The organism is Gordonia aquimaris, assembly GCF_026262595.1.
Lineage (GTDB): Bacteria > Actinomycetota > Actinomycetes > Mycobacteriales > Mycobacteriaceae > Gordonia > Gordonia tangerina.
Genome location: NZ_JAPKFM010000012.1, coordinates 62,896 through 74,664, shown reverse-complemented (window position 1 = coordinate 74,664; position 11,769 = coordinate 62,896). Strand labels below are relative to the sequence as shown.

The following is an 11,769-nucleotide window of genomic DNA, read 5'->3' as shown; positions in this document are numbered from 1 at the left end:
CTTCGAGGCCGCACCGGTCAGCGTCTGAGGCGCTACGTTAGCCGTCACAGTTCGTGACATGCAACACATTCGGTAAGGGCGTGCCAGAACGTAGGAGAATCGTGATCTGGCCCGCGCCCATTTCCCACCGGATCGGGGTCAGTTGGACAGGCGGCTGAGCATATCCCGCGCCCGCTCGGCGGTACGGGGGTCGCAGAGCACGTCGTAGCGGCCCGCGACGAGCTGCATGGTGGACGCGAAGTCGCGTTGCCCCCGGGTCGCGGCATACGGGATGGTCGTCGAGATCACACCGAAGATGATGCCGCCGATCAAGCCGAACACGATCGGCGCGAAGCCGGCGCCGGTTACCACCAACGACACGAGAAGACCGAAGAACAAGCCCAGCCAGGCACCGGAGACAATGCCACCGCCGATCACCTTTCCCCAGGTCAGACGCCCGATGACGCGCTCGACCTGCATCAGGTCAACGCCGACGATCGTCACATCCTGCACGGTGAAGTTCTGGTCGGAAAGGTGGTCGACGGCGCGCTGCGCCTCGGCGTAGGTGCCATAGGATCCGATCGGCCATCCTGTCGGCGGCGTCGGCAGACCCGGGGTCTCGCGACCGGGGCGCATCGGGTTCGTCATCTCGCGTCCTTCTTTCTTCGGCGCCTGCGGCGCGCGTTCGTCAGGCGCCCGCGACACACTCATTCGGCACCGCGGCGGGCAGGATCGGCCCCGCCGCGGAGGCACTGCGGCGGGTCGGGACGCGCGCAGGGCGCATCCCGATACCACTACCCTTACTCCCATGGCGGTGGTGAGCAAGGTGTACGTGGCCAGGTTGGTCGGATTGGCCGTGCTCGGACCCGATGGCGAGTCGATCGGCCGGGTGCGTGATGTCGTCGTCGCGGTCCGCCTGACCGGACAACAGCCGCGAGCGCTCGGCCTGGCGGTCGAACTCACCACCCGACGACGGATCTTCGTCCCCATGCTGCGGGTCACCACCATCGAGCCCCAGGCGGTCACACTCAACACCGGAACGGTCAGTCTCCGTCGGCTCCACCTACGCCCGGGCGAGGCGTTGGCAGTCGGTCAGATTTTGGATTCCCGTGTCCGCGTTGATGATCCGGACCTGACCGACTTGGCAGGCATCGACGTTACCGTGGTCGACCTGGGCATCGAACGCACCCGCACCCGCGACTGGGTGGTGTCGCGGGTGGCGGTTCGCACCGGGCGTCGGGGTTTGCGGCGGCGCGGGGAGACCCACGTGGTGGACTGGACCCACGTGCACGGACTCACCCCGACCGACCTCAACCTGCCCGGCCAGGGCGTCGCTCAGGCGCTGCAACAGTTCGAGGGCATGCGGGCCGCCGACGTCGCCAACGCGCTGCGTGAGCTCCCCGGCAAGCGCCGGGACGAGATCGCGGCCGCCCTCGACGACGAGCGCCTCGCCGACGTGCTCCAGGAACTGCCACCCGACGACCAGACCGAAGTGCTGAAGAATCTCGAGCCCGAGCGTGCCGCCGACGTGCTGGAGGCGATGGATCCCGACGACGCGGCCGACCTGCTCGGCGAGCTCCCCGACGCAGAGGCCGAGTCGCTGCTCGAACGCATGGACCCGGAGGACTCCGAGCCCGTCCGCCGCCTGCTGACCCACTCCCCCGACACCGCGGGCGGTTTGATGACCCCCGAGCCGATCATCGTCACCGCCTCCACCACCGTCGCCGAAGCGCTTGCCCGCGTACGCGATCCGGATGTCACCCCGGCGGCGGCGAGTCTGGTGTTCGTGGTCCGCCCGCCGACGTCGACACCGACCGGCAAGTATCTCGGCTGCGCGCACGTGCAGGCGTTGCTACGCGAACCCCCCGCCCACCTCGTCGGCGGGATCATCGACACCGATCTGTCCCGGCTGCACCCCGAGGACTCACTGGAGACCGTCACCCGGTACTTCGCGACCTACAACATGGTGTGCGGGCCCGTCGTCGACGACCAAGGTCACCTGGTCGGAGCCGTCAGCGTCGACGACCTGCTCGACGAGATATTGCCCCGTGACTGGCGGGAGACCGACACCGACGACACCGGACCCATCCCCCGGATCACCGGCGCCGACACCGCAGGAGCAGGTGCGTGAGCCCCGAACAGAGCGGTCGCCGCCTCGACACACCCCGCGGGGGCCGGCGATTCTCGTTCAATCTGGACTCCGACGTGGTCGGCGTCCACGCCGAACGGATCGCCCGGTTCCTGGGTACCGGACGCTATCTGGCCATCCAGACCGTGGTGGTCATCGTGTGGATCGCCCTGAACCTGGTGGCGGTGTCCTGGCGGTGGGATCCCTACCCGTTCATCCTGCTCAACCTGGCATTCTCCACGCAGGCGGCGTATGCGGCGCCGCTCATCCTGCTCGCGCAGAACCGTCAGGAGAACCGCGACAAGGTCGCGCTCGACGAGGACCGCATGCGCGCGGCGCAGACCAAGGCCGACACCGAGTTCCTCGCACGCGAACTCGCCGCGGTGCGGCTCGCGGTCGGCGACACCGTCACCCGCGACTACCTGCGCCGCGAACTCGATGACCTGCTGACCGAACTCACCGAACGCTTGGCGCCGTCGGCCGACGAGGAGGACGGCGAGCAGACCGACAGCGGCGCTCGGAACGACGCGCGTCGGTAACGCCCGACCGTTCACCCACCGATCAGATGGGCGTGGCCAAGAATTGTCGGGTTCCGGTATTGGGGCGGTCGACCCATATGTATCGTGGGTCACACGTCGGCCGGCCCCGGGGAGACGTCCGGGACACCCGGCACACACAGGGTCGATGCCGACACCAAGCCGCGAGGGTTCGGGGCGGACATGCATGAGCGGTGGACCATCGGAGTGGGTGTGGACAGGCAGGCGATATCGGTGACGCAGATGCGGACGCCGACGATGAACGGGGCGGCGTCACCGAGGTTGCGCCGATGAGCCCGGGTCCTTTCCGTCGCGCCCGGGGCCCGCGGCGCGCACACGTACCTCGTCGCGCCCTGACGGTCGGAAGCGGCGGCCTGTTGGTGGGCGCGATGCTCCTCGGTGCGGCGACGTCGAGCGCATCCGGTGGTGCGATCTCCGCCCAATCCGAAGCCGTCGCCGCAGCCGCTCCCCCGACCTCAGCCGAGATCGTTCCCGGCGCGCCGGTGACCTTGCTCGGCTTCGCCCCGCCCCCCAAGGCGGCCGAGCCGGCCGTGGCGCCGCAGTTCCGGATCACCGCGGCCCTGCCGAGCGGTCCGCTCGGCATCCCGGGAGTCGTCCTGCAGGCGTACAAGTTGGCCGCCAACCGGGTTGCCGCGGAATCTCCCCAGTGCCGACTGCCCTGGTTCCTGCTCGCGGGTATCGGACGCATCGAGTCCAATCACGCATCAAACGGTTCGGTGGATCAGTACGGCACCACCATGAATCCGATCGCCGGACCCGTCCTGGACGGCTCACTGGCCGGCAACGCCGTCATCCGAGACACCGACGGCGGTCGGATCGACGGCGATGCGACCCATGACCGCGCGATGGGCCCGATGCAGTTCATCCCCAGTACGTGGGCCAGCTGGGGCTCCGACGCCAACGGCGACGGCAAGTCGGATCCGAACAACGTCTTCGACGCGACGTACTCGGCCGGGCGTTACCTGTGTGCGGGCGTCAGCGACATCATGGCCGAAAAGAACAAGGTGTCGGCGGTGCTGCGCTACAACCATTCGATGGAGTACGTGGCGAACGTACTGAGCTGGGCAGGCGCCTACGCCACCGGCGTCATGCCGACCAATCCCATCCCGGAACCCAAGCGCAAGCCGAAGAAGTCGTCGTCGTCGAAGACGTCCTCGACGCCATCCACCCCGAGCGAGCGTTCGTCTGCCCCGTCGAGCCCGCCGTCGACGACGACGCCGGCACCGACCTGTCTCGGCCAGCTGTGTCTGCCACCGGATCTGGTGCCGCCGGAACTGCTGCCGCCCGAACTACGACCCAAGACCGCGCCGCAGCAACCGGCAGGCCCGCGCGATTCGGGCACCAACCGCAAGCCCGGCGCTCCGAGCACCACCCCTGCCCCCGGAGCGCCCCGCTGACCGACCGCCCTGCGGTATCCGACCGGTGGACGTGGACGTCTGCCGATGCCCGTCTGCCCGACAGTTAAGCTGGCAGGTGATGACTACCGGAGTTGTACCCACCGAATCGGCGGTTCGCGCCGCGCTCAGCAAGGTCAATGATCCCGAAATCGGCAAACCCATCACCGACCTGGGGATGGTCGGGTCCGTCGCGGTCAACGACGATGCGAGTGTCGACATCGTCGTCCTGTTGACCACCTCGGGCTGCCCGATGCGTACCGAGATCAGCGGCCGGGTGGAAAGCGCAGTGGCCGACGTGCCCGACGTCGGTACGGTCCGCGTCGAGCTCGGCGTGATGGACGACGAACAGCGCACCGAGCTCCGCAAGAAGCTCCGAGGCGACAAGGCCGAGCCGGTGATCCCGTTTGCGCAGCCCGGCTCGCTGACCCGCGTCTACGCGGTCGCCTCAGGCAAGGGCGGCGTCGGCAAGTCGAGCGTGACGGTCAATCTCGCCGTTGCACTCGCTGAACGCGGTCTCAGCGTGGGTGTCCTCGACGCCGACATCTATGGGCACTCGGTACCCCGCATGCTGGGCAGCGATGCCAAGCCGACCCAGGTCGAGCGGATGATCATGCCGCCGCAGAGTCACGGCGTACGGTTCATCTCGATCGGCCAGTTCACCGACGGCAACACCCCGGTGACCTGGCGTGGCCCCATGCTGCATCGCGCACTGCAACAGTTCCTCGCCGATGTCTACTGGGGCGACCTCGACGTCCTGCTGCTCGATCTGCCACCCGGCACCGGCGATGTGGCCATCTCGATCGCTCAGCTCATCCCCGGGGCGGAGATCCTGGTGGTGACGACGCCGCAGCAGGCCGCCGCCGAAGTCGCCGAGCGTGCCGGTGCCATCGCGTTGCAGACCCGCCAGAAGATCTTGGGCGTGGTGGAGAACATGTCCTGGATGGAGCTGCCGGACGGCTCCCGGATGGAGCCGTTCGGGTCCGGTGGCGGGGAGAAGGTCGCCGAACGGCTCACCCGAGCGGTCGGCGCCCAGGTCGAGCTGCTGGGACAGGTTCCGCTGGAGACGACCTTGCGCGAAGGCGGCGACTCCGGTGTGCCGGTTGTGCTCTCGTCCCCGGACTCGACGTCGGGGTCGGCGTTGCGTGCCATCGCCGAAAAACTGGCGGTCCGGCGCCGTGGGCTCGCCGGGATGAGTCTCGGTATCGACACCACTCGGCACGCCTGACCGGCAACAGACGGGTCAGGTGGCGTCCCAGTCGCTGACGCGGTGACCGCGCACCGTCGGCGCCGATGAGTCTGCGTCACCGTCCGTCGATGACCTGGCATCGGTGACAGGATCCGGCAGCGGCCGGGAGACCGGTTTGATCTGCGGGGTCTCGGTGGTGGTGCGGTCCACCGTGGTCGCGTCGAGTCCGAGGTTGAACACCGAGTCGTCGCCGTCGAGCAGGTGTTTGGTGACCACGGCGCGCGGAGTCATGCCGCGCAGTTCGTTGAGATCGGACAACGGCTTGCGCAGGTCGTCGAACTCGGGGCCGAGTTCGTTCTTGAGTTGGTCGGTGGCGCCGGTCGCGTAATCACGGACCTGCCGCAACGACTTCATCGTCCAGGACACTGCACCCGGGAGCCGTTCCGGCCCGAGGATGATGAGACCGGCGGCCAGCAGTACGGCGATCTCACCCCAACCGATGCTGCTGAACATTGTGCTTCCCCATCGCTCGTGCCCGCTGCCGTACCGTCAGGCGGTCTGGTCAATCACTGGCGGGCGTCATCGTACCGGTGAAGGTCCGCCCGTTGCGCCAGTATGTGAAGGGCACCGTGTCGTCGATCTTCGCGGTGCGGACCGCCACGGTCAATTCGTCGGCACTCTCGATGGTCCGCTCGTTGAACGAGGTGATCACGTCGTCCTCGCGCACACCGGCCTGGTCGGCCGGTCCGCCGGCGACCACGTTGCGCACCTGTGCCCCCAACACCCGGTCGTTGCGCACCGAACTGGCGTTGACACCGATCTGCGGATGACGGACCTCGCCGTTGCGGATCAACGTCTGCGCGATCGGCACCACCTGGTTGATCGGGATCGCGAAGCCGAGGCCGATCGACCCGCCGCCGGGCACCAGTCCGGCGGTGTTGATACCCACCACCTCGGCGTCGTCGTCGACCAGTGGGCCGCCGGAGTTACCCGGGTTGATCGCCGCATCGGTCTGGATGGCATCGATCACGGCGTCGGTGTCGGACTCCGCATCGGGTCGCAGCGGCACCGGTCGGTGCAAGGCGCTGACGATGCCACTGGTCACAGTACGGTCGAGACCCAACGGCGAGCCGAAGGCGACGACTTCCTGCCCGATCTGCAGATCGTCGGAATTGCCGATCGTCGACACCGTCAGGTTGTCGACATTGTCCACCTTGACCACGGCCAGGTCGGTCTTGGTGTCACGGCCGACGATGCGCGCGGGCACCCGCCGACGGTCGAAGAAGACGGCTTCGAGTTTCGCGTTGCGGTCGTTGGCGGCCATCGCGATGACGTGGTTGTTGGTCACGATGTAGCCGTTCTCGTCGATCACGAAGCCGGATCCGGTGCCCACCGAACTCGAGGTCCGGACATCGAGTGCCACCACCGACTTCTCCACCGCCCGCGCAACATTCGCGACCGGAGACCGGGGTTCGGCGTCATCGTCGGACTCGCCGGTGGACAGCCGTACGGAGTCGGAGTTGAGTGGTGAGACGACCTCGGCCGTCCATCGACCCATCAGGCCCCCGACCAGGCCCACCAACAATGCCAGCACCGCCATTGTCGCGAGCACATGCCAACTCACACGTCGGCCGAAGAGGATGTCCCGGATACCGAGCCTGGGTCCGGCTTCGGTCGGCTCGGCGCTCGTCGGTGCGGTGAGCGCCGGATCGGCCAGGGCCACCATGGACTCCGGGTCACGCCAGGGATCCGGCGGGGCCGACGGAGCCTCGTCCCGGCCATAGGACGCAAGCGGATCACGCTGCAGGGTCTCGGTCTCCCCGGCCGGACGGCCGAACGCCTCTGCGAGTACCGGATCCGGCGCGGAGATCTCCGGGACCGGCCGATCGTTGGGCGACTCGGGTGACTCCGTGAAGGAACCCGCCACCCCGTCGGGCCGGCCGAACACCGCTGCAGTCTGGGGTGAGACCGCGGCGCGATGCGGACCGGATGGGCCGCCGGCCGATGTGTGGGTGGTCTCGCCGTATATGTCGCCGGTGGCGTCGTCGCCCCACACGGAGTCGTCGGCTTCGCTGAGCGCGTCGTTCGTCGGCTGCGCGCCGGCCGTCTGCTCAGTCGTGGCGTCCTCGGCGGCCCCGTTCGCCTGATCGACTGCGTCGTCCCTACTACCGTCCACCTGTCAGCGGCCCCGCCAACGGCTCATCCGCGCACGCGTCGGACCCGACTCGAAGGCATCGGTGGGCATATTCGGCTGCGCCGATCCGCCGTCGGCCGGATCGAAACCGACGCGATCGGTCGGCGTATCCGACGACATGGCGGTGACGTCGATCTCGCGAGTGGGGATCTGGCTCAGCTGACCGAGCAGCCCGGCGGGCATGGACACGTCGCCGGCGGCCCGCAGCCGGGTGCGAGCGGAAACCTGCGCGTCGACCGCAGCCATGCATTCGCGACACTGCGCGAGATGTTGCGTGGCGCGCAGGTGAGCTGTCATCCCGAGTTCGGCGTCGACAAAGGCGGCCACCGCCTCCGCGGCGAGATGCTCGGTGGAGGCGAATCGGCGTCCCCCGGCCGTTCCCGGCGCTCGATAGTCGCGATTGGGCGCCAACGAGGCGGTCACCGGAGTCCAGGTGGCGGGGTTCCATGAGGATCGTCGGCGTCGTCGGAGATCGGATGTGGGAAGCGGGCCATCGATGCCCCATCCCGGTTGCCGCGAGTCCGGTTGCCCCGAGGTTGGCCTTCCTCGGCTCATCTCCATCTGACGTTCACCTCTCTCGCCCTGTGCCTCACGTCACCTGCTGATCGGCGGCGCCGCCACCGATACTCCGATGGCAATCGCGCGGAGTGTGACAACGCGCGGCCACCCAGCCTATCCGAAGATGACAACGAAGCCCGGGCGGCCGCGGTTCCCGGGATCTGCAGATGCCTGGCGTCCGCAGGTGTCAGGGACGAGGCCGCTAGGAGGAACCGACGGCGACCGAGCGACTGCTGGTGTGACCGCGGGCATTGAGGTGGTCACGGATCGCCTGGCGGCCACGATGGATGCGGCTGCGCACCGTACCCAGTTTCACACCGAGCGTCGCGGAGATCTCTTCGTAGGACAACCCCTCGATGTCGCAGAGCACCACGGCGGCGCGGAACTCGGGCGGCAACGCGTCGAGCGCGTCCTGCAAGTCGGGGTCGAGGTTGGCGTCGTGGAAGATCTGCTGCGGATCGGGGGTGTCCGCGGGCACCCGGTCGTACTCCTCGGGCAGGGCTTCCATCCGGATCTTGCTCCGCCGGCGCACCATGTCCAGGAACAGGTTGGTGGTGATGCGGTGCAGCCAGCCCTCGAATGTGCCGGGCTTGTAGTTGGACAGGGACCGGAAGACCCGGATGAACGTCTCCTGCGTGAGGTCTTCGGCATCATGCTGATTGCCGGACAGCCGATAGGCGAGCCGGTACACACGATCGGCGTGTTCGCGCACCAGTTCGTCCCATGACGGCATCAGATTGCCGTCGCCGGTTGCGTCGAAGCCGGCAGTGCCGGCGGGGACGACGTCTGCAGACCCCAGGGGATCAGTCATGTTGAGTGGCCAGTTCCCTTCCCCGGTCATCTCATCGGATGACGGATGTTCACGATGGTAAACCAGGACCCTCGCCAAACTATTCCGCCGGGCGAGGACATCGCTGATTGAAACCCTCTCCCATCGTGTTGTGGTCGCCGTATGAGAGACCTGAGGTTTCGCTGAGGATGTCTGGCCGGTCGACAAATGGGGCCTGACCACGCCGTTCTGTACCACGAGTGGCGCGCCGCGCACGGAAAGGCCACGCGGGGACATAACCTCGAAGGGTGACGGATTCAGAAGGAGGCGCCGACGATGCGGCCGCCTCGGCGGGCAACACGCTGATCGACTATGCCGAATCTGCGATCGTCGAGGACGACGCCTTGCTGGCGGCCCGCGCCCGGGCCGACGAGCTGGGTGCCGCGGCCGTCGCGCCGGCGGTGGGTGCGTTGCTGGCGCTGTTGGCGCGCAGCTGCGACGCCCATGCGGTCGTCGAGATCGGGACCGGGGTCGGCGTGAGCGGATTGTGGTTGCTCAACGGCATGGCCTCGGACGGTGTTTTGACCACCATCGACCCGGAGCCCGAGCATCATCGCGCAGCCCGCCAGTCGTTCGCCGGCGCCGACATCGCCTCGGGCCGCACTCGGCTGATCAACGGCACCCCGCGCGACGTGCTGCCGCGACTCGCCGACGAGTCCTATGACCTGGTCTTCGTCGACGGGCCACTGATCGACCACCCCCGGCACGTGACCGAGGCGGTGCGCATGCTGCGGCCCGGCGGCGTGGTGGTGGTGCACAATGCGACCGCGGGTGGCGCCGTCGCCGACCCCACCCGCACGGAACCCGCCGCGGTCGCCGCACGCGAGGCCGCATTGCTGATCGCCGACGACGAGCGCCTACTGCCGGTGGTGATCCCGCTCGGGGCGGGTGTGCTGGCTGCCGCCAAAGCGCGCTAGAGTCGCCCCTCGGTCCTGTCGATCAGACGTCGGTCGAGAACCGAACTCCGTTGTCGGGCAGCTGGACCCCCGGCCACACGCGGGCGCCGCGGAGTAGTTCGCAACGGGCGCCGACGTCGGCACCATCACCGATCACGGTGTCGCGGACGAGCGCGCGGGGACCCAGCCGGGCACCGAAGCCGACGATGCTGCGTTCCACCACTGCCCCGGCCTCGACGACCGCCCCGTCGAAGATGACGGCGCCGTCGAGGCGGGCGCGCGGACCGATCTCGGCGCCGCGGCCGACCACCGTGCCGCCGATCAGCACCGCGCCGGGTGCCACGCCGGCACCTTCGTGCACGAGCGATTCACCTCGGCGGTCACCGAGCGCCGGCGATGGGGCGATGCCGCGGACGAGGTCGGCCGACCCACGGACGAAGTCTTCCGGCGTACCCATGTCCCGCCAGTAGGCGTGGTCGGCGTGAGCCTGGATGTGCCGACCGTCGGCGAGCAGCTTGGGAAACACCTCGCGCTCCACCGACACCGGTCGGCCCGGTTCGATCTCCTCGATCACCGCACGCCGGAAAACGTAGGTACCGGCGTTGATCTGATCGGTCGGCGGGTCCTGGGTCTTCTCCAGGAAGTCGGTGACCCGGCCGGTGTCGTCGGTGGGCACGCAGCCGAAGGCGCGCGGATCGCTCACCGACACCAGGTGCATGGTGACGTCGGCCCCACTGCGCCGATGTGTGGCAAGGACCTCACGGACGTCGGTGCCGCCGAGGACGTCACCGTTAAACACGAGGATGGTGTCGGCGGTGAGTTGGTCGAGCACGTTGCGGATGGCCCCACCGGTGCCGAGCGGCTCGGTTTCGGTGACATAGGTCAGGTTCAGTCCGAGCTTCGATCCGTCGCCGTAGTACTCGGAGAACACGTGGGCCTGGAAGGAGGTGCCCAGCACCACGTCGACGATGCCGGCTTCCCTGATGCGGGAGAGCAGATGCGTGAGGAACGGCACGCCGGCCGTCGGCAGCATCGGCTTGGGTGCCGACAATGTCAGCGGACGTAACCGCGTGCCTTTCCCGCCGACGAGTACCACGGCCTGCACGCCGTCGCCTCCCGACGGCGCGTCGACTGGGTTGTCACTGGTCATGGCTTCCTCCTCGGTGTCGTTCCCCAGACCTGCGGGCCGCGATGACCGCGACCCGCGAACGCAGTGCGAGTCCGATCCGCAACGCGAGCCGCACCGGCGCCTGCAACACCCCGGGGTGTCGGTCTGCCTGAAAGCGGTACGCGCTGCGGTGATGGGCGGGCAACATGGCGTCCGGATCACGTCCGGCCGCATGCCCCTTGGTGTGCACGACCTCCGCGCCGGGCACGTAGACGTTGAGCCAACCGGCCCGACCGAGCCGGTCGCCGAGATCCACGTCCTCCATGTACATGAAGTACCGGGAGTCGAAGCCCTGCACCGAGTCGAACGCCGCCCTCCGCACCAGCAGGCACGACCCCGACAGCCACCCGACGGACCGTTCGCTGGGCTCGGCGTTGTCGGCGCGATAGGCCGTCGTCCACGGATTCGACTTCCAGATCGAGCCGAAAACGGCGTGTCCGGCGCCGGAGATCAAATCGGGTACCCGGCGCGCGGATGGGTAGACCGAGCCGTCCGGTTCGCGGATCAGCGGACCAAGCGAACCGGCACGGGGCCACCGTCGGGCCGCCGCGAGGAGTTCGTCGAGCGAGCCGGGCGACCACTCGACGTCGGGGTTGGCCACTGCGATGAACTCGACGGACGGGTCGAGTTCGGCGACGGCCCGATTGATGCCGCCGCCATAGCCGATGTTGCCGCCGGTGTGGACCAGCGTCACGTTGTCGTGTTCGCGGGCTGCCGTCTCCGGCGCGCCATCGGTGGAACCGTTGTCGGCGATGACGACTCGCGGCGGTGGCGCCGACGTGGCCTTCGCCAAACTCTCCAGGAAGGTCGAGAGATGCCTCCCCGACGAATACGTCACCGTCACGACGGCCAACTCAGCGGTCACCGGGTAAGGGTA

The 11,769-nt window shown here is 68.4% G+C and carries 12 protein-coding genes; 5 read left to right on the top strand and 7 right to left on the bottom strand.

From position 1 onward, the window contains the following. Window positions 1-138: 138 nt before the first annotated feature. Window positions 139-627: a YflT domain-containing protein gene (locus tag OSB52_RS12915; RefSeq protein ID WP_266062056.1), complete on the bottom strand. Its 489-nt coding sequence runs from the start codon at window positions 625-627 to the stop codon at window positions 139-141. 160 nt (window positions 628-787) lie between these two features. Here OSB52_RS12915 and OSB52_RS12910 point away from each other — a divergent pair, with 160 nt between their 5' ends. From OSB52_RS12910 to OSB52_RS12895, 4 genes are all read left to right on the top strand, one after another. Further along, complete coding sequence (locus OSB52_RS12910; protein WP_266062054.1) at window positions 788-2,110, top strand: magnesium transporter MgtE N-terminal domain-containing protein; 1,323 nt, start codon at window positions 788-790, stop codon at window positions 2,108-2,110. After that, on the top strand, window positions 2,107-2,646 hold the full coding sequence (locus tag OSB52_RS12905) for a DUF1003 domain-containing protein (RefSeq protein WP_235723831.1): 540 nt from the start codon (window positions 2,107-2,109) through the stop codon (window positions 2,644-2,646). Before OSB52_RS12910 ends, OSB52_RS12905 begins: the two co-directional genes overlap by 4 nt. Before the next feature lie 287 nt (window positions 2,647-2,933). Further along, window positions 2,934-4,061 carry a lytic transglycosylase domain-containing protein gene (locus OSB52_RS12900; RefSeq protein ID WP_266062052.1) on the top strand — a complete coding sequence of 376 codons (1,128 nt, stop codon included), beginning with the start codon at window positions 2,934-2,936 and terminating at the stop codon, window positions 4,059-4,061. 79 nt (window positions 4,062-4,140) lie between these two features. After that, window positions 4,141-5,286, top strand: a complete 1,146-nt coding sequence (locus OSB52_RS12895) for an Mrp/NBP35 family ATP-binding protein (protein WP_266062050.1) — start codon at window positions 4,141-4,143, stop codon at window positions 5,284-5,286. Between the two features lie 15 nt (window positions 5,287-5,301). Here the strand turns inward: OSB52_RS12895 and tatB are convergent, their stop codons facing one another. The 4 genes from tatB to sigE all read right to left on the bottom strand — a co-directional run bounded on the left by tatB (window position 5,302) and on the right by sigE (window position 8,810). Further along, window positions 5,302-5,760 (bottom strand): Sec-independent protein translocase protein TatB, encoded by a 459-nt coding sequence (gene tatB, locus OSB52_RS12890; protein WP_235723834.1) that lies wholly within the window; start codon window positions 5,758-5,760, stop codon window positions 5,302-5,304. Between the two features lie 49 nt (window positions 5,761-5,809). Continuing rightward, the gene (locus OSB52_RS12885; protein WP_266062124.1) at window positions 5,810-7,276 is read right to left on the bottom strand and encodes a S1C family serine protease; all 1,467 of its coding nucleotides are present in this window, start codon (window positions 7,274-7,276) and stop codon (window positions 5,810-5,812) included. Between the two features lie 150 nt (window positions 7,277-7,426). Next, complete coding sequence (locus OSB52_RS12880) at window positions 7,427-8,002, bottom strand: hypothetical protein (RefSeq protein ID WP_266062048.1); 576 nt, start codon at window positions 8,000-8,002, stop codon at window positions 7,427-7,429. Between the two features lie 199 nt (window positions 8,003-8,201). Then, window positions 8,202-8,810 carry an RNA polymerase sigma factor SigE gene (gene sigE / locus OSB52_RS12875; RefSeq protein WP_235723836.1) on the bottom strand — a complete coding sequence of 203 codons (609 nt, stop codon included), beginning with the start codon at window positions 8,808-8,810 and terminating at the stop codon, window positions 8,202-8,204. Between the two features lie 266 nt (window positions 8,811-9,076). Between sigE and OSB52_RS12870 the strand changes: the two genes are divergently transcribed. Next, window positions 9,077-9,745: an O-methyltransferase gene (locus tag OSB52_RS12870; RefSeq protein ID WP_235723837.1), complete on the top strand. Its 669-nt coding sequence runs from the start codon at window positions 9,077-9,079 to the stop codon at window positions 9,743-9,745. Window positions 9,746-9,767: 22 nt separating this feature from the next. Here the strand turns inward: OSB52_RS12870 and manB are convergent, their stop codons facing one another. Both manB and OSB52_RS12860 read right to left on the bottom strand, forming a co-directional pair. Further along, window positions 9,768-10,874, bottom strand: a complete 1,107-nt coding sequence (manB, locus tag OSB52_RS12865) for a mannose-1-phosphate guanylyltransferase (RefSeq protein ID WP_235723838.1) — start codon at window positions 10,872-10,874, stop codon at window positions 9,768-9,770. Continuing rightward, window positions 10,864-11,757 carry a glycosyltransferase family 2 protein gene (locus OSB52_RS12860; protein ID WP_235723839.1) on the bottom strand — a complete coding sequence of 298 codons (894 nt, stop codon included), beginning with the start codon at window positions 11,755-11,757 and terminating at the stop codon, window positions 10,864-10,866. The genes manB and OSB52_RS12860 overlap by 11 nt, the downstream gene beginning before the upstream one ends. Between the last annotated feature and the right edge of the window lie 12 nt (window positions 11,758-11,769).